The organism is Providencia sp. JGM181 (assembly GCF_018257375.1).
In the GTDB taxonomy this organism is placed as follows: Bacteria; Pseudomonadota; Gammaproteobacteria; order Enterobacterales; family Enterobacteriaceae; genus Providencia; species Providencia lanzhouensis.
Genome location: NZ_JAERJY010000003.1, coordinates 60787 through 83568, shown reverse-complemented (window position 1 = coordinate 83568; position 22782 = coordinate 60787). Strand labels below are relative to the sequence as shown.

Sequence of the window (22782 nt, the reverse complement as noted above, 5' to 3'; positions counted from 1 at the left end):
GATGAGAACAAGAAGATTTTTGAATTTATAAATCTAGATAGAAAATGGCAAGGTATAAAAATGAGGATTTTATTAATTGTGATAATGCTCATGAATAAAGGCTAGGATTAAAACAAAACGAATTTATTTATAAAATATATGATTTGCGTATTAGAAAGAAGGGTGATTATTAAAAGGAAGGGGGTAGTGTTCAGATCGAAAGGGACAAAAAAAGCCCTTTCTAAAATCAGAAAGGGCTTCTAAAAACACTGCATTAACCGACTAGGATTAGTTCATGCCGTATTTTTTCAGTTTCTTACGCAGAGTTCCGCGGTTGATACCCATCATCAGGGCTGCACGGGTCTGGTTTCCACGGGTATATTGCATAACCATGTCCAACAAAGGCTGTTCTACCTCAGCCAATACCAGCTCATATAAATCGTTAACATCTTGATTATTTAATTGAGCAAAATAGTTCTTCAGTGCTTGCTTAACTGAGTCACGTAACGGTTTTTGAGTTACTTGATCTTGTGAATTTACAGTAGCAACGGTTAGTACGTCAGAATTTACGCGTTGTTCGAACATAGTTCTGTCAGCTCTTATCTTTTATTTACGCAAAAATTTTCAAAAAATGCTTCCAACACCTCCAGCTGTTCGCTGGCATCCTCAATGGCGTTGAAGGAGCGCCGAAACTGGTCATCAGGTGCATGTTCTTGTAAGTACCAAGAAACATGTTTGCGCGCTATACGGGCTCCCTTGCCTTGACCATAAAAGTCGTGCAGTTCCCGTACATGCCCTAACATAATGCTTTTCACGTCAGCCATTGGCATCGGTGGCAATATTTCACCTGTGTCCAGATAATGTTGGATTTCCCGAAAGATCCAAGGTCTTCCCTGAGCTGCTCGTCCTACCATCAAGGCATCCGCCCCTGTGTAGTCTAAAACAGCCCTGGCTTTTAGCGGGTCAGTAATGTCGCCATTGGCAATAACCGGAATGGAAACAGTCTGCTTAACTGCCCGAATGTTGTCATATTCAGCTTCGCCGTTGAACAGACAGGCTCTGGTTCTGCCATGAATGGTCAGGGCTTGAATACCACAATCTTCGGCCAATTGGGCAATCTCTATGCAGTTACGCTCTTCAGGTGACCAGCCTGTGCGGATTTTCAGTGTGACTGGCACATCCACAGCGTTTACAACGGTCTCTAGGATTGATTTTACAATCTCCGGATAACGCAGTAAGGCTGAGCCTGCTAGCTTACGATTCACTTTCTTAGCTGGGCAGCCCATATTGATATCAATGATTTGAGCGCCGCTCTCAACGTTAATTTGAGCTGCAGCAGCCATTTCATCGGGATCATTGCCAGCTATTTGAACGGAACGTACCCCGAGTTCATCGCGGTGAACCATCCTGAGTCTCGATTTATCTGTCTTCCAAACTTGTGGGTTAGAAGAAAGCATCTCCGATACCGTCATTCCAGCACCCATCGCATAACACAGGGACCTAAACGGTTTATCTGTGATGCCTGCCATGGGGGCAGCAATAAGACAGTTTCTCAACTGATATTGTCCGATTCGCATAACTAAATGGGGGCCATACTGTGACTGCAAGGGCGCGTATATTACGCATTTTTTACGAGATATGAAAGGACAAACTTTGAGCAAACGGTTATTTATCACTAACTTTTTTATCTTGCTTTTTAGAAAATAATAAAATTAGTGTTATTTAACAAGTTGTTAGGTGTTTTTTAACAACAGGCGCTAAAAATAACGATTACGTTGAATATCCAAGACTCACTTCTCGAGCAGAACAGATTATCATCAGCTATTGAGCAATATTTGAGCTGTAAGATAATCCATTCTGCAATTAATTTCAAAGAAATTATTCTTTGATTTTTACCACAAAGCCATTAAAAATGCTTGACACCAGTGATACGGCACCACTCATCTTTCTCTGCAACAGGGTCAATATTGAAGTCAGCACGATAAGCATCAGCAACGCCTTCAGCTTGGCTGGCTAATACGCCAGACAGACCTAAATGACCACCGGCGCGCGGTAGCACACTGATCATCGGTGCAAGCTCACGTAAAGGGCCTGCAAGGATGTTAGCGACTACGACGTCAGCCTGAAGGTCTTGAGGTTGGTCTTTGGGTAAATAGAGCGACAGACGCTCTGAGACGCCATTACGCTCCGCATTATCGCGGCTCGCAAGAATCGCTTGTGGATCGATATCGATCCCGATCGCACGCGCTGCACCGAGCTTTAATGCCGCAATAGCTAAGATCCCTGATCCGCAACCAAAATCGATAACGGTTTTGCCTTCAAGATCCAATCCATCGAGCCATTCAAGGCATAATGACGTCGTCGGGTGGGTTCCCGTACCGAATGCTAAGCCAGGATCTAACATTACGTTAACAGCGGTTGGATCTGGCACATCGCGCCAGCTAGGGCAGATCCATAAACGTTGGCCGAAACGCATTGGGTGGAAGTTATCCATCCATTCGCGCTCCCAGTCTTTATCTTCAATTTGTTCGATTTTATGAACGAAGCCAGCGCCGAGTAACGGGCTGTTTTCTAACTGAGCGACCACCCATTTCATATCGGTTTCAGCATCATACAGACCGATAACATCGGTATCGCCCCACAGACGAGTTTCTCCAGGAAGAGGCTCGAAAACAGGGGTGTCGTGGCTGTCTTGGAAAGTGACGGACACGGAGCCCGTTTCCATGAGTTCATCGCCAAGGGCTTCTGCGTCTTTGGCGTTTGAGTTTAGTCTGATTTGTATCCAAGGCATTGTTTTTTCTCTTTTAAAATGCTCGTCATTCTTCACGCTATAGGGTTGCTCTTCATTCTTCACGCCATAGCGTTGTTGGCTGCGCTCGCTAACCCTAGTCACATACTTGTGTATGCTCCTAGGGATTAGCTCGTTTGCCGCCTAGCTATGACGCGAATTATTTAGAGCATTGCATTTGTTCATTTACATTAGGTAAAGCCAAAATCAATGAGTGCTGGTTACCTGTTCATTTGGTGCCGATTGTACTGGGTTTTTGCCAAAAAGATTACCGATTAAAAAGGCAATTAGGCTCAGAATCAGTGATGGCACAATGGCGTGGAAGCCCATAATTTCAATCTTAAATGAGGCGAAAATGGCGTAGCAAACACCGCCCACGATCATGCCGCTCAGGGCGCCAGTGCCGTTGGCTTTTTCCCAATATAATCCAAGAACCAGTGGCCACAGGAATACCGCTTCTAATCCACCAAAAGCTAATAAATTCAGCCAGATAATCATTTGTGGTGGGTTCCACGCAGCAATCAATAATAGTGCCCCTAAGATTAAGGTTGAGAAGCTGGAAATGCGCGCCAGTTTTTTCTCATTTTTAATTTGTTCAGGTGCGGCATTAAGGTAGATATCTTTCACGATCGTCGCCGAAGATTGCAGTAACTGGGCGTTAATGGTGGACATAATTGCGGCCATTGGTGCTGCCAGGAAAATCCCCGCGGCAAATGGTGGAAGAACCTGAACCATCAAGGTCGGGATCACTTGGTCTGGGATGGTTAAATCTGGCAGTATGGCACGCCCCAAGGCGCCCGCAAAGTGCATACCAAACATCAAGATTGCCATCACAATCGTACCGATGATAATACCTTTATGAACCGCTTTGCTGTCTTTGTAGGAAATACAGCGTACTGCGGTATGTGGTAATCCGATAACTCCAAAACAGACTAATACCCAGAATGAGGCCATGAATGGTCCGCTGAGGATATCGTTGGCTCCTTCTGGAGAGACCAGTTTTGGGTCAATAGCATGCATTTTTTCCACGGCAGCAGGTAAACCCCCCGCATGGTAGATAATGGCAACCAGCAAAATAACCGTACCCAGTAACATAACCAGCCCTTGTAAGGCATCGTTAAGAACACTGGCTCGGAAACCACCAATCGCGGTATACAGCGCGATAGAGACGCCAAAAATAACGAGTCCATAAGTGTAAGGAATGCCGGCAGCGGTTTCGAGTAATCGAGCACCTCCGATAAACTGCACCGTCATCGCCCCAAAGAACGCGACTAATAAACTTACGCTAGCAAACCAAACCAGAAAACGACTTTGGTAGCGGGCGTAGAGCATATCGTTGAGGGTTACGGCGTTATAGCGACGCGCTAAGATGGCAAATTTTTTGCCAAGTACGCCCAAAGAGAGCCAGATTGCAGGTAGTTGGATCATGGCGAGGAGTACCCAGCCTAACCCGTATTTGTAGGCGGCACCGGGACCACCGATGAAGGAGCTAGCGCTGATATAGGTTGCGGTGATGGTCATGGCTAAGACAAAGCCGCCCATCGAGCGATTACCTAGAAAATACTCGTTAAGAAATTCGCCTTTCGTGCGTTTTTTATAAGCGTAGAGCGAAAGGAGAAAAACGAGGAGCAGATAGCCGATTAAGGGCAGGAGAACTTCAGTCTGCATCTTTCTCCTCCAGCGAGATATCTTTGAATACGAGTTTAACCATCATGATGCATAGCAAAATAAAGATGATAGGGAGAATCAGACATGACCATTCAAACCATAACGGTAATCCGGTAACACCAAGTGTGTTACTGGGTAGATAAGCACAAAGTACCCAACCTATCATGTAGGCAATAGTCAGATATAGCGCCCAACGAGCTTCCCTGTTTGATTGAAGAAAACGTTTGTCCATCCGCTTTTCCTCCTCATGTTGACAAAAATAATCGGGGATTGTACGACAATCTGAAGAGGGAGTGTGAAAAATAGCGTAATAAAACCGATAATCCTGCCATTTATAGGCAAAAAAATACCGGAAATTGATTTTCCGGTATTTGTTTTTAATGACGAAAATGTCGATTATTCAGGGAATTATTCTTGAATACCGAGTTTTTTCTCCAAATAGTGGATGTTGGTTCCACCTTTGGCAAAGTTTTCATCATTCATGATCATCTGTTGTAATTCGATGTTGGTTTTAATCCCATCGATGATCAGTTCGTTCAGCGCGTTTTTCATACGAGCAATCGCGATTTCACGAGTTTCACCGTAAGTGATTAATTTACCGATCATTGAGTCATAGAACGGAGGAACAGAGTAGCCTGCGTAAATATGAGATTCCCAACGAACACCGAAGCCACCCGGAGAGTGGAAACGAGTGATTTTACCTGGGCTAGGCAGGAATGTGTGCGGGTCTTCTGCGTTGATACGACACTCAATCGCATGACCGTGAACATTGATCTGATCCTGAGTCACAGATAATGGTAAACCGGATGCTACACGCAGCTGTTCTTTGATTAAGTCAACGCCGGTGATCATTTCGGTCACTGGGTGCTCAACCTGAATACGGGTGTTCATTTCGATGAAATAGAATTCGCCGTTTTCAAATAAGAACTCAAAAGTACCTGCGCCACGATAGCCGATTTCGATACAGGCTTTTGCACAGCGTTCACCGATATTACGGCGAATTTCTGGGGTGATCCCCGGAGCTGGTGCTTCTTCAACCACTTTTTGGTGGCGGCGCTGCATTGAACAGTCACGTTCAGCTAAATAAACAGCATGACCTTGACCATCTGCCATCACTTGGATTTCAACGTGACGTGGGTTTTCAAGGAATTTTTCCATGTAAACCATGTCGTTGTTGAATGCGGCTTTTGCTTCTGCACGGGTCAGGTTAATGGAAGATTCGAGATCTTTCTCATTACGAACCACACGCATACCACGACCACCACCACCACCAGATGCTTTGATGATAACTGGGAAGCCGATGCGTTTAGCAATTGCTTTGTTCTTTTCAGTGTCGTTACCCAGTGGACCATCAGAACCTGGTACACATGGAACGCCTGCTTTTTTCATCGCGCTAATCGCAGAAACTTTGTCGCCCATTAGGCGGATGGTTTCAGCTTTTGGGCCGATAAAAATGAAACCTGATTGTTCTACTTGCTCTGCAAAGTCAGCGTTTTCAGACAGGAAACCGTATCCTGGGTGAATCGCTTGTGCGCCTGAAATTTCAGCCGCAGCAATGATTGCAGGGATATTCAAGTAGCTTTTTGCTGAGGCAGCCGGACCAATACAAATAGTTTCGTCTGCCAGCAATACGTGTTTTAAATCTCTATCTGCCGTGGAGTGAACCGCAACAGTTTTGATGCCGAGTTCTTTACATGCACGCAGAATACGCAGTGCAATTTCCCCACGGTTAGCGATAACAATTTTTTCCAGCATGGAAACGCCTCGTTATTCGATGACAACTAATGGCTCGTCAAATTCTATTGCATCACCGTTTTGCAACAAAATAGCTTTAACAACACCAGCTTTATCTGCTTCGATTTGGTTCATCATTTTCATCGCTTCAACGATGCAAAGAGGATCGCCAACTTTGACAGTTTGACCAACTTCAACGAATGGTTTTGCTTCTGGGCTTGGTGAGCGGTAGAAAGTACCAACCATTGGTGAGCGAACTTGGTGACCAGAAACTGCCGCAGGTGCTGCTGGAGCCGCTGCTTCTTGTGCTGGAGCAACCGCGTTAGCTAATGCAGGTTGTTGAGCAACTGGTGCTGAGTAGAACTGTTGAGGTGCAGCCATCATTTGAGATGCTGGTGATACACGACTGATACGTACTGACTCTTCACCTTCAGAAATTTCCAGTTCAGAAATGCCAGATTCTTCAACAAGTTCGATCAGCTTTTTAATTTTACGAATATCCATGGATATGATTCCGTACTCTTATATTTGAATTGAATTAATTAGTCGCACACGATTAACCGCGGCTTGTAATGCAAAACTGTAACCATCTGCGCCAAGACCACAAATAACCCCATTGGACATATCGGAGAAATATGAGTGATGACGAAAGGGTTCTCTAGCATAAATATTAGACAGATGGATCTCGATAAATGGGATACAAACTGCTAATAGCGCATCACGCAGAGCAACACTTGTATGCGTGAATGCGGCCGGGTTGATTAGGATATAATCAACATTACCTTGTGCTGCATGAATTCTATCGATAAGTTCATGCTCTGCATTTGACTGAAAATGGCTCAGTTTTACGCCTAGTTTTTCTGCTTCTTGCATCAGGTTCGATACAATTTCAGAAAGCGGTCGAGCCCCATATTTCTCAGGTTCTCTGGAACCCAGCATATTTAAGTTCGGGCCGTTAAGGAGCAAAATATGAGTATCTTCTGTCATTGTGTTGCTAACTCCGACGATATGTCAATAATCCGACAACATAACGCGATGTCGACGTTTTGTCATCTTTTATCATAAAAATAAATAGATTTTCCACTGACAAGGAAGAGCATTATAATTATTTCGTTGCATATAGCAGCAAAATACTGGTCTTATCAGAGAAATTACCCGAATTTATTTTATAAATTGTGCCGTAATCCACATTGTGGCGACACAATCACGCGTGTTGATGATTTAATTTTGAAGGTTTACTAGGGTACGCCCAGTGACTTCGTTTTTTAAGAGTTTTTTTGCGTGTTCGACACACTCTTCTAATGAAATCTCGCTGCTAACTTGCTCATAAAACGCATCAGGCAAAAGTTGCGCTAAGCGTTCCCACACTTTTTGGCGTTTTGCCGCAGGGTAGTAAACGGAATCGACCCCTTGCAGACGGATATTACGCAAAATAAATGGCATGACTGTTGTTGGTAGTGAGAACCCGCCAGCCAGCCCACAGGCCGCAACCGCACCATTATAATTCACTTGCGCCAAGATATTGGCCAGCACGTCACCACCAACCGTGTCGATAGCGCCAGCCCAACGCTGCTTATCCAGCGGTTTGGCTGGATGAGTAAATTCACTACGAGGTAGCACGCTTTTCGCACCAATTTTCAGTAAGTAGTCGTGATTTTCTGTGCGACCTGAAATAGCCACAACTTGATAGCCTAATAAAGAGAGCAATTGGGTGGCGACACTACCGACACCGCCACTAGCGCCGCTCACAACAATTTCGCCACTTTCTGGGGTGATCCCTGCATCTTCAAGGGCGTTTACGCACAACATGGCGGTAAATCCAGCGGTGCCGATGGTCATGGCATGCTTCAGTGATAATGCTTCAGGAAGAGGCGTTAAATAATCGGCGGGAACTTTCGCTTGTGTGGCGAGCCCACCCCAGTGTGTTTCTCCAACTCCCCATCCTGTTAATAGTACGTGTTGGCCAATATGAAAACGGGGATCCTCACTGTGATGAACGATGCCTGAGAAGTCAATTCCAGGTACCATTGGATATTGACGGACAACGCCGGCTTTTCCATTAATAGCTAGCGCATCTTTATAGTTAATTGTCGACCAGTGAATATCGACGATGACATCGCCAGCGGGTAATGACTCTGTAGGTACATTGAGGATTTCTGGGACGACTTTATCGCCTTGTTGCTGTAAAACGAGCGCTTTCATGATCCACCCCTAATTTTTTGATTAAATAAGTGTTTTTTTTAATTTACACACAGGTAAAATCGTTTTCATTGACGCCAGAATGGTATTCAAGCTATTACTTATGTAATTAATTTGTAAAAATGCATTTTTTTCTGGCATAACTAGGCTTTTATCATGCAAAATGTCCTACTCTGACTAATACATCAGCGTGTCGACATGGTTATGGCTTAATTTAAAGTTGATAATAGAATCAGCGAAATTTAAGTTCACTTATTTTGTTGTTAAAAAGCTAGATGTATAGCAATAATTAAAATATAAAAAATTTATTTGAACTTGTAGACATAATCGCTTGTCACACTGGGAAGAACGCAAAGATGGAGTATATAACAACCAGAGGGCTGTCCATTTTTCGTGCGCGAATGATGAAAAATTTCAAAGGCGTTTGAATTAAGGGTGATTTTCGGGGTTTTTATCTGCTTCGTTTTGTTATAGAAGCATGTACGATTTTAGTATGTGAAAATAGATGAATTAACCATATTTATGAAGTGATTGATTTACGCCTTGAGGCAGCTTCAAGTGGTTGGTAGAGTAGACGGGTTTTTATTCGTCCCCAGCTTGCAGGATAATCCTTTCGTTATGTTTAAAAAATTTCGTGGCATGTTTTCTAATGACCTGTCGATTGACTTGGGTACGGCCAATACCCTCATTTATGTCAAAGGACAAGGCGTCAAATTAAATGAACCCTCTGTAGTTGCAATTCGTCAGGATCGCGCGGGCTCGCCAAAAAGCGTTGCTGCGGTTGGTGGTGAAGCGAAACAGATGCTGGGGCGTACACCGGGTAACATTTCCGCAATTCGACCAATGAAAGATGGTGTGATTGCAGACTTTTTCTTAACTGAAAAAATGTTACAACACTTTATCAAGCAAGTTCATAGCAACAGCTTCCTGCGTCCAAGCCCTCGTGTTTTAGTCTGTGTGCCTGTTGGTGCAACTCAAGTTGAGCGTAAAGCTATCCGTGAATCTGCATTAAGCGCAGGCGCCCGCGAAGTTTTCTTAATTGAAGAGCCAATGGCAGCGGCAATCGGTGCTGGTTTACCTGTTTCTGAAGCGACAGGTTCCATGGTTGTCGATATCGGTGGTGGTACCACTGAAGTGGCTGTTATCTCCCTGAACGGGGTAGTTTACTCTTCTTCTGTCCGCATTGGTGGTGACCGTTTTGACGAGTCAATCATCAACTATGTGCGTCGTAATTATGGTTCCTTAATTGGTGAAGCAACGGCTGAGCGTATCAAGCACGGTATCGGTTCTGCTTTCCCAACTGATGAAGTTTATGAAATTGAGGTTCGCGGTCGTAACTTGGCTGAAGGTGTGCCACGCGGATTCAAAATGAACTCCAACGAAATTTTAGAAGCATTACAAGAGCCTCTGACCGGTATCGTGAGTGCGGTAATGTTAGCGTTAGAACAGTGCCCACCAGAATTAGCGTCTGATATCTCAGAACGCGGTATGGTATTAACGGGTGGTGGTGCTCTTCTGCGTAATTTAGATCGTTTATTAATGGAAGAGACTGGCATTCCGGTCATCGTTGCTGAAGATCCTTTAACCTGCGTTGCTCGTGGCGGCGGTAAAGCGTTAGAGATGATTGACATGCACGGCGGTGACCTGTTTAGCGAAGACTAAATCACGCCATAAGTGACTGAAGTTTTTTAGCTCCAGTCACTTTGACTATTTTTTTATTCTCCGACCATTAGCGAAACTTAGCCATACATGAAGCCAATTTTTAGGCGAGGTCCTTCCCTACAGTTACGCATTTTTATTGCAGTGATAATTGCATTGGTGCTGGTGGTGATTGACCATCGATTTGAGCCTTTCAATAAAATCCGTAATTATTTAGACACGGCGGTTAGCCCATTCTATTTTTTAGCTAACGGACCACGTCAATTCCTTGATAATATCTCTGACACCCTTTCAACGCGGGATCAGCTCCAGTTTGAGAATAAAGCCCTACGCCAAGAGCTATTATTAAAAAAAGCGGATAACTTGCTGCTTGAGCAACTCAAACAAGAAAATGCCCGTTTACGCGAACTGTTAGGTTCCCCATTACGCCAAGATGAACACATGATGGTGACGCAAGTCATTTCAGGTGCGAATACGCCTTATCGCGACCAAGTCGTGATAGATAAAGGCAGTAATGACGGCGTTTATGAAGGCCAGCCAGTTATTAGCGATAAAGGTGTGGTAGGTCAGGTTGTTGGTACCAGTAATTTTAATAGCCGCGTTTTATTGATTTGCGATACTGCCCATGCATTACCTGTGCAAGTCTTACGTAATGATATCCGTGTTATTGCTGCGGGCTCAGGATGTGCGGATGACCTGCAATTAGAGCCACTTCCTGGAAATACGGATATTCGTGTTGGTGATGTGTTAGTGACTTCGGGCTTAGGTGGACGATTCCCTGAAGGGTATCCTGTCGCGGTTGTTTCAGCGGTGAAGCATGATACTCAACGTGCCTATACTATCATCTCTGCAAGACCAAGCGCTGAGTTACAACGTCTACGTTATTTACTCCTGCTGTGGGGCAATGAAAGTGATCCGAAAACCCCATTACAACCATCCGATGTTTACCGAGCTGCAAATGAGCGTTTAATGAAAGTGTTGCCGCAGGTGTTACCAACACCAAGCGAAATTCAAGGACCACCATTACCACCGTCCATGCAACCTGCACAGCCTCAACCTCAGCCATAAGATAGAGTGAGGGAAACGGTATGATGAAAGGGTGGAGAGGAAGTCATAATGGATGAGTATCGCGGTAATGGGCGCATCATTATCTGGCTATCTTTTGTTATTGCACTGATTTTGCAGGTAATGCCATGGCCTGAGCAATTGGCATTTTACCGACCATCATGGTTACTGCTGATTTTAATATACTGGGTAATGGCATTACCGCATCGCGTCAGTGTGGGTACCAGTTTTATCTTAGGAATTATTGTCGATTCTATTCAAGGATCAGCTCTGGGCGTACATGCGCTCTCCTTCAGCATCATTTGTTATCTCGTGGCATACAAGCATCAGCTTTTACGTAACATGGCACTGTGGCAGCAAGCTTTGATTATTGTTGCATTAACGGTGGTGCAAGACCTTGCTGTTTTCTGGGCAGAATTCCTTTCCTCACAAGTCTTATTCCACCCACAAGTATTCTGGAATAGTTTGGTGAATGGTATTCTGTGGCCATGGTTATTTTTACTGTTACGAAAAATTCGCCGCCAATTTTCAGTATGTTAAGATTGTGGCCGTTGATGATAACTGGAATGACAATTTATGAGCTTAATTTATCTTGCATCAGGTTCACCGAGACGACGTGAATTAGTCCAACTGCTAGGTTATTCCTTTGAAATCTTGCGTCCCGAAGTGGAAGAAAAATGGCAAGAAGGGGAATCGCCTCAGGCGTATGTCCAGCGCTTAGCGCGAGATAAATCCCGAGCAGGCGTGGCAATTGCCCCGGCAGATCATCCAGTTTTGGGCGCAGACACTATTGTAGTTCTTGACGGTAAAATATTAGAAAAACCGCGAGATGCTGCCCATGCTCAGCAAATCCTCAGTGACCTTTCTGGTAAAACGCATCAGGTAATGACCGCCATTGCTGTGTCGAACAAGCATGAGACTCTAACCTCATTGATTACGACAGATGTGACATTCCGCGAGTTATCTTTGCTGGAAATACAGGATTATATACAATCTGGCGAGCCAATGGATAAAGCCGGTGCTTACGGTATCCAAGGTTTCGGTGGACGTTTTATTCGGCGCATAAATGGCAGCTATCATGCAGTGGTGGGCTTACCATTGGTCGAAACAGAAGAATTAATACAACGATTTTTAGCGTTAGGTGATGGGAAGGGGAATTCATGACTACGGAACTATTAGTAAACGTAACACCATCTGAAACGCGCGTAGCTTATATTGATGGTGGGATCTTACAAGAAATACATGTTGAAAGAGAGGCGAAAAGAGGGCTAGTAGGGAATATCTACAAAGGTCGTGTGAGCCGCGTTTTACCTGGTATGCAGGCGGCCTTTGTTGATATTGGTCTGGATAAAGCAGCCTTTTTACACGCCTCGGACATTATGCCTCACACCGAATGTATTGCGGGTGACGAGCAGAAAAACTTTCATGTTAGAGATATCGCTGAGCTGGTGAAGCAAGGGCAAGATTTAATTGTCCAAGTGGTTAAAGATCCACTCGGCACCAAAGGCGCAAGACTCACCACAGACATTACGTTGCCTTCGCGTTACTTGGTTTTCATGCCGGGAGCTTCCCATGTTGGCGTGTCTCAGCGTATTGATAGTGAAGAAGAAAGAGAGCGTTTAAAAGAGTGCGTCGCACAATATTGCGATGAAAACGGCGGGTTTATCATTCGTACCGCCGCAGAAGGTGTGGCTGAAGAGGATGTTAAACAGGATGCCGCATTTTTAAAACGCTTATGGGCGAAAGTGATTGAACGCAAAAAACGTAATGTTACGCGTACTAAAATTTATGGTGAGCTTTCATTGGCATACCGTATTATTCGAGACTTCGCTGGCGCATCCCTCGACCGTATTCGTGTGGATTCTCGTTTAACCTACACGCAGTTAGAAGAGTTTATTGCGGAATATGTGCCGGAAATGACGGCGAAGCTTGAGCTATACCAAGGCAATCAACCTATTTTTGACTTGTTCGATGTGGAAAATGAAATTCAACGCGCGATGGACAGAAAGGTTGAATTGAAATCGGGCGGGTATCTGATCATTGACCAAACTGAAGCGATGACCACCATCGATATCAATACGGGCGCATTTGTTGGTCACCGCAATTTAGAAGAAACTATCTTTAATACCAACGTTGAAGCGACTCAAGCCATTGCACGCCAATTACGATTAAGAAATCTCGGTGGTATTATTATCATCGATTTTATCGATATGTCTGATGTAGAACATCGCCGCCGTGTGTTAGCCTCACTTGAACAAGCTTTAAGTAAAGATAAGGTAAAAACCACCATTAATGGATTCTCTCAGCTAGGATTAGTTGAGATGACACGTAAAAGAACCCGTGAAAGCTTGGAGCATGTGCTGTGCGATACCTGTCCAACTTGCCAAGGTCGTGGTACGGTAAAATCGGTTGAAACTGTATGTTATGAAATTTTGCGTGAAATCGTGAGAGTTCACCGCACAATCGATGCTGATAGATTTTTAGTGTATGCATCAAAAGCAGTGGTGGATGTGTTGACCGGGGATGAATCTCACGCATTAGCGGAAGTTGAAATCTTTGTAGGGAAACAAGTTAAAGTGCAGATTGAGCCGTTATATAGCCAAGAACGCTTTGATGTTGTCATGATGTAGCATTCTGCTTGAAGGAGAAACTGGTGAAACGACTGCCACGTATCGTACTCGTGACAACCGCTGCCGTATTGTTGCTGTGTGCGTTGGTACTCACCAGTTTGCGTTTTCTATTACCCAATATCGATAATTATCGCCAAGAAATTATCACCTACGTTGAAAATCACAGTGATATCTCACTGGATATTGGTCAGATTGAAGGAGCTTGGCGCTATTATGGTCCCGAGCTTATCATTTCCGATGTTGTTGCCAAAAATCCAATAACCGATATACAAGTTAACAAAATCACCATCGAATTAGATATTTGGAATTCGCTATTATCTTTGCGTTGGCGTTTTCGTGATTTGACGTTTTATCAACTGAATGTGGATTATAAAGTCCCGCTGAGTTTTGATGGAGCGGAAGATGAAACCACGAACTATGATGGCGTAGATGACCTGTTTTTACGGCAGTTTGACCATTTTATTTTAAAAGATAGCCAAGTGACATTTTTGACGCCATCAGACCAAAAGATGACGTTACTGTTGCCTGAACTTTCATGGCTTAACCAAGATGCCCGCCACCGAGCCCAAGGTTTCGTTAGCCTTGAAACACTAAATAAGCAAAATAGTTATCTGCAAGTGAAGCTGGATGTGTCGGATAAAAACGGCGTACTCAGTGACGGCATGTTCTATTTGCAGGCTGATAATATTGATATGCAGCCTTGGCTCAGCAAGTGGTTACGGGATAACACGGGTCTGCGAGACGCCAACTTCAGTTTATCATCGTGGATCACCCTCAAGAATAATCGTATAGATAATGGTCTGATCCAGCTACGTCAAGGTGAAGCGAACTGGGGGGAAGAGCCTCTGTCGCAAAATCTTCAAGTGAATGATTTACTGGTGCGCATGAAGCGCCAAGGCAACGGTTGGCTGTTTAATATTCCTGAGCTAGATACCCTGAAAACTAATGAATACATCTGGCCGCAAGGGAGCGTCTCCGTTCTGTATTTGCCTTCATCGGCAAAATATCAAAATAAAGATCATTGGCGCATTCGCGCAAAAAATATTGAGCTAGAACGTCTAAGTGAAGTCTTGCCGACATTTTCGTTTGTTACGCCAGAATTAGTGCAAGATTGGCAGCATCGTCAACCGACGGGATTAGTCTCGGAATTTGCTCTCGACCTAACGCAAGACACTGAGGACCATACGCAAATCAGTATGGACTGGCAGGATGTTAGCTGGAAAAAATGGAAAGAGCTTCCTTCTGTAAACCATTTTTCCGGGGTACTTATTGGCGGTGCTCAACAAGGGATCCTCTCATTTTCGCTTAAAGATAGCATCGTAGACTATCGCGATGAATTTAAAGCACCTTTTGAGATTAGTAACGCCAGCGGTAAATTAAATTGGATTAATAACAGCAGCGAATTCAAATTGTGGAGTTCCGGTGTGAATTTGCAAGCTAAGGCCGTCAAAGCTAATGGCGACTTTAGCTATGCGAAAGCGAAGCAGCATGATATTGCCGATTTGGCTATTTTAGCGGGGATCAGCACCGATGATGCAGGGGAAGCTTGGCGCTATTTCCCTCAAAAGCTGATGGGACAGGAGCTAGCGGATTATCTGACCAAAGCGATCATTGCTGGACATGTAGACAATGCGACGTTGGTGTATAAAGGCGACCCCGCACATTATCCTTACTATAAAAATGACGGGCAGTTCCAAGTGTATGTGCCGCTGCGTGATGGCACATTCGAATACGATGACCAATGGCCTGCATTACTGGATTTAAACCTCGATTTAGACTTTAGCCGCGCAAGTTTAGCGATGCATACGGACTCGGTGAAATTAGGGGATGCAACGGCAGAAAATCTCGATGCAGTAATTCATGATTACTTCGATGAAATGTTATATATCGATGCGGGAGTGAGTGGAACGGGCAAACAGATCCAACAATATTTTACCCATACACCACTCAAACATTCCCTTGGCGATACGCTGGATGAGCTACAAATTGATGGCACCGTAACCGGTAAGCTTAATCTCGCCATTCCATTATCGGCTGGAAAAGATGTTGTCGCGAAAGGGCAGATCAATCTTAATAAGAATAATGTGTTTGTACGGCCAATCGATAGCACATTGCACGGATTGACTGGCAGCTTCAAATTTACCAATGGGGATTTAGTCAGTGATAACATCACAGGGCAATGGTTAGAACAGCCAGTTTCTTTGGATTTCACGACATTAACGCGCCCGAAAGATTATTTGGTGGATATTAACCTTGGCGGAAATTGGGAGCTCAATAAAGTTCCCATGCTGCCAAGTGATATCAAAGGGAAAGTCTCTGGCGTGAGTGATTGGAAAAGCCAAATTCATATCACGTTACCAGAATCATCCAAGCAAGCGACAGGCTTACAGATTGAGGTAGCCGCAGGGTTAAATAAGCTAAAAAGCCAGCTACCTGCGCTGAATACCGAACTACTGCAACAGCTTGGTAAGATAAATATTCAAGCGAAAGGCACGACGGAACAATTAACGGTAGGTGGTGATATTGGTCAGCGTCTTGGTTTTAATTCTCAGTGGTCGCTCACCAGCTCTCCATTGAAATTACAAAAAGCTCACATTGCCCCGTGGAGTAATCAGGTTCCTGCATTACCAAATAGCTCGACCATCTTAGTTGATTTACCAGCCGTAGAGGATGTCAATTGGGAGAAATTAGCGAGTGGCTTTTTATCTTCTTCTGCCAGCGAGCATGTGGGGCAAATTGGCTACCCGGATACCCTTGAGGTTAAAGCGCCATCCGTTTATTTGGCTGGACAGCGTTGGAAAGATTTGAGCTTCTCTTATGATTTATACCGTGATGAACAGCAAATCAATGTAGAAAGTGCAAACCTAAAAGGGCAGCTACAGATTTGGAAGCAGCAGCCATGGGCGTTAGATATTGAATACCTGTATTACAATCCTGAAGGTTCACTGACTTCAAGCGAAAAAACCTCTCCATCGGAAGTATTCGACTTTAGCCAGTGGCCTAAAGTGAATATCCATTGTACCGAGTGTTGGGTGAGTGGGCAAAAACTGGGCGAAATCACGGCGAAAGTCACGCCAGTGGGGCAGCACACTTTGAAATTAACTGGTGGTTCACTGAAAAACAGTGCCAGTGAGTTAAAGCTAGACGCTTTATGGCGCAGTAATGATGGTAATAAAACTGAGATTGCAGGCTCGCTTACTGGCGAGGCGTTCGATGAAACTGCTGCTTATTTTGGTGTCTTGGTACCAATTATCGACTCCCCGTATTCGATTGAATTTGACCTGAATTGGTCGCAGGTTCCTTGGGAGCCTGAGGTTGCCACGCTGAATGGGAAAATGTCAGCGAAATTAGGGAAAGGCGCGATTGCTCATATGGGGGGCGGGCGTGCTGGGCAGTTATTACGTTTAGTCAGTTTTGATGCATTATTGCGCAAGCTTCAGTTAGATTTCCGGGATACGTTCAGTAATGACTTTAACTTTGATTCGATTAAAGGCAATGCGGTCATCAATCAAGGTATTCTAACCTCGAAGGATCTTTATATTGATGGATTAGTCGCGGATATTGCCTTGAATGGGGATATTGACCTTGTTAAGCGCCAAATTAATGCGGAAGCGGTCATTACCCCTGAAATTTCTGCTACAGTAGGTGTAGCCACCGCATTCGTGATTAACCCGTTTGCGGGCGCGGCAGTATTTGCGGCATCGAAAGTCCTTGGTCCGTTGTGGAGTAAAATTTCGGTTATTCGCTATCGTGTAAGCGGTAGTTTGGATGAACCTAAAATTGATGAAGTACTACGTCAGCTTAAGGAGACTCAAGAGTAATGAAAACGGGTAATGTTGCACTTTTGCAGTTATGTAGTGGTAAGAATACAAAACACAACTTGGCACAGATAGAGCAGCAAATTAAACAGTTGCCTGATACCGTGCAGTTAGTTCTTACTCCTGAAAATGCATTGCTATTTGCTGATGCTGCAACCTATCGTAAACAGGCTGAAGCAGAAGGTAATGGCCCATTACAAGACGCTATCCGTGGGATGGCTATCCGTTACAATGTGTGGATCCTGATTGGGTCAATGCCATTGATTAGCCGTGAAGATCCTGAACGAATTACCAGCAGTAGCTTGCTGTTTGATGCGAAAGGGAATATCACTGCGCGTTACGATAAAATTCATATGTTCGATGTGAACATCGAAGATGAACAAGGCGAGTATAACGAATCGGTTATTTATCAACGTGGTGAGCACCTGACTGTGGTTGATACGCCAGTAGGTCGCTTAGGTTTAACCATTTGTTATGATTTACGTTTCCCTGGCTTATTCCAAGCATTACGTGAACAAGGTGCAGAGATTATTTCCGTCCCTGCGGCGTTTACTCGTTATACTGGGCAAGCTCACTGGGAGCCACTGTTAAGAGCCCGTGCGATTGAAAATCAGTGCTATGTTTTAGCGCCAGCGCAAGTTGGGGTGCATGGTACGCGTCGTACATGGGGACATACTCTCGCCGTAGATGGCTGGGGTAAGGTGATGAAAAAGAATGTGGATGCTGTTTCCGCGTTGGTCGTGAATGTCCAGCCAGACAGCTTAAAAGTGATGCGTGAACAGATCCGAGTGGTGAAACATAACCGCTTTAGACCACAATTAACATCATTGATTAAAAAATAAACTAAATAAGAGTAACGAATATGAGTTTAGCTTCTGTCAGCGAACATTTGCTGGCTGCCAACGGTCTTGGTCAAGATAATCTGTATGATATTTTAGGGCTGCTATCTGAGCGCCGTGTTGATTATGGGGATCTGTTTTTTCAGTCTAGCTACCATGAATCATGGGTTTTAGAAGACCGAATTATTAAAGATGGTTCCTACAATATTGACCAAGGTGTTGGGGTTCGAGCGATTACGGGTGAAAAAACGGGTTTTGCCTATGCTGACCAAATTTCACTGCTAGCATTAACTCAAAGTGCCACGGCAGCTCGTAGTATCGTCACTGAGCAAGGCTCTGGAAAGTCACAGATTTTAACCAATGTAGACTACAAAAAACTCTATTCTGAAGCGGATCCTTTGCGTAGCTTACCACGTGAGCAGAAAATTGAATTGCTGCATCGCGTTGACCAAGTAGCGCGCGCTGAAGATCCTCGCGTAATTGAAGTGAATGCCAGCTTAACAGGTGTGTACGAACAAGTGTTAGTCGCTGCCACCGATGGCACATTAGCAACGGATATTCGCCCACTGGTACGTTTATCGGTGAGTGTGCTGGTGGAACATGATGGCAAACGTGAACGCGGAGCAAGTGGTGGCGGTGGTCGTTATGGTTATGAATATTTCCTCGAAATCCATCAAGGGCAAGTAGTCGCGGAGCAGTATGCCCGTGAAGCGGTACGCATGGCGTTAGTCAACTTATCGGCAGTTGCCGCTCCTGCTGGCATGATGCCTGTAGTATTAGGAGCAGGTTGGCCGGGCGTTCTACTCCACGAAGCGGTGGGTCATGGTCTAGAAGGTGACTTTAACCGTCGTGGCACCTCTGTTTTCTCAGGAAAAATGGGCGAGCAAGTCGCATCTTCCCTGTGTACTGTGGTGGATGATGGAACCATTGCGGGGCGTCGCGGTTCATTAGCGATTGATGATGAAGGGGTTCCGGGTCAGTACAATGTGTTGATTGAGAATGGAATTCTACGTAACTACATTCAAGATAAGCATAACGCGCGTTTAATGGGTGTGGCACCAACTGGGAATGCGCGCCGTGAATCTTACGCTCATTTACCAATGCCTCGCATGACAAATACCTATATGTTAGCGGGTGAATCAACACCGGAAGAGATTATTGCCAGTGTTGAAAAAGGGTTGTATGCACCAAATTTTGGTGGTGGTCAGGTGGATATCACATCGGGTAAATTTGTATTTTCAACCTCAGAAGCTTACTTAATTGAAAATGGTAAAATTACCTCGCCAGTAAAGGGCGCGACCTTAATTGGTTCTGGCGTAGAAGCTATGCAGCAGATCTCCATGGTAGGTAATGACCTTGCGCTGGATAAAGGCGTGGGCGTTTGTGGTAAAGAAGGGCAAAGCGTGCCAGTGGGTGTGGGGCAACCAACACTGAAACTCGATAAAATGACCGTGGGTGGCACCGCGTAATCACACGTTAAGATAGTCTTTTATTTATTCGCCCTAGTTACGGATGTGACTGGGGCGATTATTTATCCGCACAGCAAAAATAATTGAGGTGTTATGAATAAGCGTATTATTTCTTTAGTGTTAATGGCAATTTTGATTGCGATTAGCCTGTACTTTAAAGGTGGCGAGCAGGGCGCACCAGAACCGTCTTCTGGAGCATCATCAACCACGCAAACTACATCAAGTACACAAAGCACACCGCCTTCCCGCGAAGCGATAACTCCGCGTGAGACGCCAAAAACGATTGATCAGCTGACCGCTCAGAATAATGTGGTCAGTTTTATGGAAAAATACCAAAAGCTCCCTGCATTTTACATGACGAAAAAACAGGCAAGAGAAGCGGGTTGGGATGCTAAAAAAGGGAATTTATGTGAAGTTTTACCTGGTAGAGCCATCGGTGGCGACCGTTTTTCTAACCGTGAAAAAGGTTTACCTATTGCTGATGGGCGCCAGTGGTTTGAAGCTGATATAAATTATCGTTGCGGGCATCGTGGTGCAGACCGTCTACTCTATTCCTCTGATGGAATGATCTTCGTTAGTACAGACCATTATAAAACGTTCCAACAAGTTAAATGATTGGGGGATAGCGATGAGCAAGACCGTCGTTTTTGATTTTCGTGAAATAGATAGCCTTGAGGAATTTTATCGGCAATTTCAGCAACAGTTCTCGCTTCCTAAATGGTTTGGTCATAATCTCGATGGGTTATGGGATGTGATTACTGGGGAAATAGAGTTGCCCGTTACGCTGATTTTTAGTCATTTAAAGGCGGCTCAGCGTACGCAATTTTCATCGGTGATTGAATTGATGAATGAAGCAGAAGAAGAGCTGGACGAAGCGTTTATTTTTCTCATAGATATTACGAATAATGAGAATGATGCTTCACAAACCCCATGATAGATTTGCGCAATGATTCTGCGTTTAGCCATTTTTTGTGGCGATTAATATTGAGGACGATTAAGTGGACGGTAAAAAAGTTATCATTGTTCATGGTTATACAGCATCACCGAATGATAATTGGTTTAACTGGTTAAAAGATGAATTAGAAGCGGTAGGGGCGACGGTTGATGTACCTGCATTACCAGAATCAAATTCTCCTGATCCGCAAAAATGGCAGAAATGTTTACTTGATGCCAATATTCAGTTTGATGAAAATACGATTTTAGTTGGGCACAGTTTAGGGTGCATTACGGTATTACGCTTTCTGGAAAATAATGCACCAGAAGGGGCTAAAATTGGCGGCTATGTGCTAGTTTCTGGGTTTGATCGCTCGCTGGATTCGTTGTCTGAGTTGGCTGACCATACTCAGTTTTCATTGAATTATAATAAGCTGATTGGCATAACGGATAAGCGAGCTTCGATTATCTCTTCCAATGATTGGGTCGTGGATCCTGATGCTTCAATTGAGTTAGCAAAAGCATTAAAAACCTCTGTCACGATGGTGGAAAGTGCTGGGCATTTTCTTGATAGAGAAGGTTATACTCGACTTCCTGCATTACTCAATCTTCTACGATTTTGGTATTAAAAAATCCCCCTATGTTTTTACCACATAGGGGGATTTGAATATTTTGAATTTATTTACTTTAGATAACTCGGCACAGAGGATTCAAATAGTTGAATCAGCTCAGGATCCATATATAGGTAGTCGTCGGGAATATCTAGTACATGGATGGGCTTATGTTCAAGTAAACGAGAAAAATCGGCTATGAGCCGATTTTTATGTTTCAGCTCCATCACAAAAATAACATCCGCCCAGCGAATGAGATTGACATTGATGGGGCGTTTGGCATTGCGGCTAGTTCCCGCTGAACGAGTTACCCAGCGCGGGTGATTGCGCCAGATCTGTTCAGCGGTAGGGCTACGCCATTGATTTCGACTGCAGATGAATAAAAGGTTCATTTGTCATTTTGCATATCTTCAAGGCTACGTCGCGCTAGTAACGCGTTACTCACTTGAGGATAATCAATGCCTAGTTGTGTGGCACGAGCCAATTTTTCACTTCGAAGGTACAAATACTTCCAGTTTTTTTCTGGAGTAAAACATTGGGTTTCTTGTGAATTTAAATTGTCGCGTGATTTGTTAATACGATCTTTGGCTCGACGCCAAGCTCTATTTCGGGTGTTATCCATATTTGCCTCATTAATTTATCGTGGTTCAGCAGCCGCGATAATACGGGTCAAAATATGACGTTGAAGATGATAGTGCGATTTGGTATCGCAAGCAACAATGGGGTGGGTTTTTAAGAATACTCCCCTAAACCACTGTGGGTATAGGGGAATAGATGATTAGTTGCTATCAGAAAGTTCTTTCAGATATTGGAAAATCTGGCGGAATGCTTTTGGTGGTTTATTTCCATCACGCTCTTTCTTCGCGTTGCGGACTAGTGCTCGCAGTTGCTGGCGATCGGTTTGTGGGAATAGCGCAACGACTTCTTCAATGACTTCATCGCCATCGGCTAATAAACGGTTACGCAGATCTTCCAGCTTGTGCAAAATAACAACTTGCTGGTTATGGCGGTTTTTCAGCTTATCAAGGGCTTCAGTGATCGGTTCAACCTCACGGGAACGTAGCAGTTTACCAATAAGCTGTAATTGACGACGACGACCTTCACGCTTAATTTTTTGCGCTAATTCGATAGCTTCAAGTAATTGCGTGTCTAATGGGATGCGCTCAAGCTCGCTTTTACTTAAATCAACAAGTTCCGCCCCCAGTTTTTTGAGGATCTCGGCATCGCGTTTAATTTCGCTTTTGCTGACCCAAATAATCTCATCGTCCTCATCATCTTGGGGCGCTGGGATATCATCCAGCCAATCTTCAGGCTGTTTGGCCATAGGGATTTTCCTTTTTACTAAACGCCGCCGTGCAATTACGAGTAATTAGCATGATTTACGGCGTTG

General features: G+C 44.3%; 23 protein-coding genes. 11 read left to right on the top strand and 12 right to left on the bottom strand.

Annotated features, from left to right (window positions below; genetic code table 11):
• Positions 1-267: 267 nt before the first annotated feature.
• The 9 genes from fis to acuI form a co-directional block, all read right to left on the bottom strand.
• Entirely contained in the window at positions 268-564 is a 297-nt protein-coding gene (fis, locus tag JK188_RS01295; protein ID WP_004258438.1) for a DNA-binding transcriptional regulator Fis, read from the bottom strand.
• Between the two features lie 14 nt (positions 565-578).
• Positions 579-1556, bottom strand: a complete 978-nt coding sequence (gene dusB, locus JK188_RS01290) for a tRNA dihydrouridine synthase DusB (protein ID WP_036956067.1) — start codon at positions 1554-1556, stop codon at positions 579-581.
• Positions 1557-1885: 329 nt separating this feature from the next.
• Entirely contained in the window at positions 1886-2770 is an 885-nt protein-coding gene (gene prmA, locus JK188_RS01285) for a 50S ribosomal protein L11 methyltransferase (protein WP_211887537.1), read from the bottom strand.
• A gap of 204 nt (positions 2771-2974) precedes the next feature.
• On the bottom strand, positions 2975-4435 hold the full coding sequence (gene panF / locus JK188_RS01280) for a sodium/pantothenate symporter (protein WP_211887348.1): 1461 nt from the start codon (positions 4433-4435) through the stop codon (positions 2975-2977).
• Entirely contained in the window at positions 4425-4667 is a 243-nt protein-coding gene (locus tag JK188_RS01275) for a DUF997 family protein (RefSeq protein WP_108478429.1), read from the bottom strand. The genes panF and JK188_RS01275 overlap by 11 nt, the downstream gene beginning before the upstream one ends.
• 176 nt (positions 4668-4843) lie before the next feature.
• Positions 4844-6190: an acetyl-CoA carboxylase biotin carboxylase subunit gene (gene accC, locus JK188_RS01270; protein WP_036956076.1), complete on the bottom strand. Its 1347-nt coding sequence runs from the start codon at positions 6188-6190 to the stop codon at positions 4844-4846.
• A 12-nt stretch (positions 6191-6202) separates the two neighbouring features.
• Positions 6203-6673, bottom strand: coding sequence for an acetyl-CoA carboxylase biotin carboxyl carrier protein (gene accB, locus JK188_RS01265; RefSeq protein ID WP_006659070.1), 471 nt, complete (start codon positions 6671-6673; stop codon positions 6203-6205).
• A gap of 18 nt (positions 6674-6691) precedes the next feature.
• Complete coding sequence (gene aroQ / locus JK188_RS01260) at positions 6692-7156, bottom strand: type II 3-dehydroquinate dehydratase (protein ID WP_036956081.1); 465 nt, start codon at positions 7154-7156, stop codon at positions 6692-6694.
• 234 nt (positions 7157-7390) lie between these two features.
• Positions 7391-8371 carry an acrylyl-CoA reductase (NADPH) gene (gene acuI / locus JK188_RS01255; RefSeq protein WP_211887349.1) on the bottom strand — a complete coding sequence of 327 codons (981 nt, stop codon included), beginning with the start codon at positions 8369-8371 and terminating at the stop codon, positions 7391-7393.
• Positions 8372-8986: 615 nt separating this feature from the next.
• On the opposite strand from acuI, the gene JK188_RS01250 reads away from it, so the two are divergent.
• The 11 genes from JK188_RS01250 to JK188_RS01200 all read left to right on the top strand — a co-directional run bounded on the left by JK188_RS01250 (position 8987) and on the right by JK188_RS01200 (position 21410).
• Positions 8987-10030 carry a rod shape-determining protein gene (locus tag JK188_RS01250; protein ID WP_006662897.1) on the top strand — a complete coding sequence of 348 codons (1044 nt, stop codon included), beginning with the start codon at positions 8987-8989 and terminating at the stop codon, positions 10028-10030.
• Positions 10031-10117: 87 nt separating this feature from the next.
• A complete protein-coding gene (gene mreC, locus JK188_RS01245) occupies positions 10118-11095 on the top strand; it encodes a rod shape-determining protein MreC (protein ID WP_154603468.1) in 978 nt (325 codons plus the stop codon).
• A gap of 48 nt (positions 11096-11143) precedes the next feature.
• Entirely contained in the window at positions 11144-11632 is a 489-nt protein-coding gene (gene mreD, locus JK188_RS01240) for a rod shape-determining protein MreD (protein ID WP_211887350.1), read from the top strand.
• A 36-nt stretch (positions 11633-11668) separates the two neighbouring features.
• Positions 11669-12256, top strand: coding sequence for a Maf family protein (locus tag JK188_RS01235; RefSeq protein WP_211887351.1), 588 nt, complete (start codon positions 11669-11671; stop codon positions 12254-12256).
• A complete protein-coding gene (gene rng / locus JK188_RS01230) occupies positions 12253-13722 on the top strand; it encodes a ribonuclease G (RefSeq protein ID WP_036956090.1) in 1470 nt (489 codons plus the stop codon). Before JK188_RS01235 ends, rng begins: the two co-directional genes overlap by 4 nt.
• 23 nt (positions 13723-13745) lie before the next feature.
• The gene (gene yhdP / locus JK188_RS01225; protein WP_211887352.1) at positions 13746-17543 is read left to right on the top strand and encodes an AsmA2 domain-containing protein YhdP; all 3798 of its coding nucleotides are present in this window, start codon (positions 13746-13748) and stop codon (positions 17541-17543) included.
• Positions 17543-18382 (top strand): deaminated glutathione amidase, encoded by an 840-nt coding sequence (gene nit1 / locus JK188_RS01220; protein ID WP_211887354.1) that lies wholly within the window; start codon positions 17543-17545, stop codon positions 18380-18382. The genes yhdP and nit1 overlap by 1 nt, the downstream gene beginning before the upstream one ends.
• Before the next feature lie 20 nt (positions 18383-18402).
• Positions 18403-19848, top strand: a complete 1446-nt coding sequence (gene tldD, locus JK188_RS01215; RefSeq protein ID WP_211887356.1) for a metalloprotease TldD — start codon at positions 18403-18405, stop codon at positions 19846-19848.
• 93 nt (positions 19849-19941) lie between these two features.
• Positions 19942-20463, top strand: a complete 522-nt coding sequence (locus tag JK188_RS01210; protein WP_211887357.1) for a ribonuclease domain-containing protein — start codon at positions 19942-19944, stop codon at positions 20461-20463.
• A gap of 13 nt (positions 20464-20476) precedes the next feature.
• A complete protein-coding gene (locus JK188_RS01205) occupies positions 20477-20782 on the top strand; it encodes a barstar family protein (RefSeq protein WP_211887359.1) in 306 nt (101 codons plus the stop codon).
• A gap of 64 nt (positions 20783-20846) precedes the next feature.
• Entirely contained in the window at positions 20847-21410 is a 564-nt protein-coding gene (locus tag JK188_RS01200; RefSeq protein ID WP_211887360.1) for an RBBP9/YdeN family alpha/beta hydrolase, read from the top strand.
• A gap of 53 nt (positions 21411-21463) precedes the next feature.
• On the opposite strand, the gene JK188_RS01195 is transcribed toward JK188_RS01200, so the two are convergent.
• From JK188_RS01195 to yjgA, 3 genes are all read right to left on the bottom strand, one after another.
• Complete coding sequence (locus tag JK188_RS01195; RefSeq protein WP_036956099.1) at positions 21464-21784, bottom strand: low molecular weight protein tyrosine phosphatase family protein; 321 nt, start codon at positions 21782-21784, stop codon at positions 21464-21466.
• On the bottom strand, positions 21781-22014 hold the full coding sequence (locus JK188_RS17920; RefSeq protein WP_211887361.1) for a hypothetical protein: 234 nt from the start codon (positions 22012-22014) through the stop codon (positions 21781-21783). The genes JK188_RS01195 and JK188_RS17920 overlap by 4 nt, the downstream gene beginning before the upstream one ends.
• Before the next feature lie 156 nt (positions 22015-22170).
• Positions 22171-22716, bottom strand: a complete 546-nt coding sequence (gene yjgA, locus JK188_RS01185) for a ribosome biogenesis factor YjgA (protein ID WP_036956102.1) — start codon at positions 22714-22716, stop codon at positions 22171-22173.
• Between the last annotated feature and the right edge of the window lie 66 nt (positions 22717-22782).

Bases quoted from the DNA above. Each gene is read 5' to 3' on its own strand.
- accC (WP_036956076.1), bottom strand. From the start codon at position 6,190: ATGCTGGAAAAAATTGTTATCGCTAACCGTGGGGAAATTGCACTGCGT.
- rng (WP_036956090.1), top strand. From the start codon at position 12,253: ATGACTACGGAACTATTAGTAAACGTAACACCATCTGAAACGCGCGTA.
- aroQ (WP_036956081.1), bottom strand. From the start codon at position 7,156: ATGACAGAAGATACTCATATTTTGCTCCTTAACGGCCCGAACTTAAAT.
- mreD (WP_211887350.1), top strand. From the start codon at position 11,144: ATGGATGAGTATCGCGGTAATGGGCGCATCATTATCTGGCTATCTTTT.
- JK188_RS17920 (WP_211887361.1), bottom strand. From the start codon at position 22,014: ATGGATAACACCCGAAATAGAGCTTGGCGTCGAGCCAAAGATCGTATT.
- JK188_RS01275 (WP_108478429.1), bottom strand. From the start codon at position 4,667: ATGGACAAACGTTTTCTTCAATCAAACAGGGAAGCTCGTTGGGCGCTA.
- JK188_RS01250 (WP_006662897.1), top strand. From the start codon at position 8,987: ATGTTTAAAAAATTTCGTGGCATGTTTTCTAATGACCTGTCGATTGAC.
- accB (WP_006659070.1), bottom strand. From the start codon at position 6,673: ATGGATATTCGTAAAATTAAAAAGCTGATCGAACTTGTTGAAGAATCT.
- tldD (WP_211887356.1), top strand. From the start codon at position 18,403: ATGAGTTTAGCTTCTGTCAGCGAACATTTGCTGGCTGCCAACGGTCTT.
- yjgA (WP_036956102.1), bottom strand. From the start codon at position 22,716: ATGGCCAAACAGCCTGAAGATTGGCTGGATGATATCCCAGCGCCCCAA.
- fis (WP_004258438.1), bottom strand. From the start codon at position 564: ATGTTCGAACAACGCGTAAATTCTGACGTACTAACCGTTGCTACTGTA.
- mreC (WP_154603468.1), top strand. From the start codon at position 10,118: ATGAAGCCAATTTTTAGGCGAGGTCCTTCCCTACAGTTACGCATTTTT.
- nit1 (WP_211887354.1), top strand. From the start codon at position 17,543: ATGAAAACGGGTAATGTTGCACTTTTGCAGTTATGTAGTGGTAAGAAT.
- acuI (WP_211887349.1), bottom strand. From the start codon at position 8,371: ATGAAAGCGCTCGTTTTACAGCAACAAGGCGATAAAGTCGTCCCAGAA.
- prmA (WP_211887537.1), bottom strand. From the start codon at position 2,770: ATGCCTTGGATACAAATCAGACTAAACTCAAACGCCAAAGACGCAGAA.
- JK188_RS01195 (WP_036956099.1), bottom strand. From the start codon at position 21,784: ATGAACCTTTTATTCATCTGCAGTCGAAATCAATGGCGTAGCCCTACC.
- JK188_RS01210 (WP_211887357.1), top strand. From the start codon at position 19,942: ATGAATAAGCGTATTATTTCTTTAGTGTTAATGGCAATTTTGATTGCG.
- dusB (WP_036956067.1), bottom strand. From the start codon at position 1,556: ATGCGAATCGGACAATATCAGTTGAGAAACTGTCTTATTGCTGCCCCC.
- JK188_RS01205 (WP_211887359.1), top strand. From the start codon at position 20,477: ATGAGCAAGACCGTCGTTTTTGATTTTCGTGAAATAGATAGCCTTGAG.
- panF (WP_211887348.1), bottom strand. From the start codon at position 4,435: ATGCAGACTGAAGTTCTCCTGCCCTTAATCGGCTATCTGCTCCTCGTT.
- JK188_RS01235 (WP_211887351.1), top strand. From the start codon at position 11,669: ATGAGCTTAATTTATCTTGCATCAGGTTCACCGAGACGACGTGAATTA.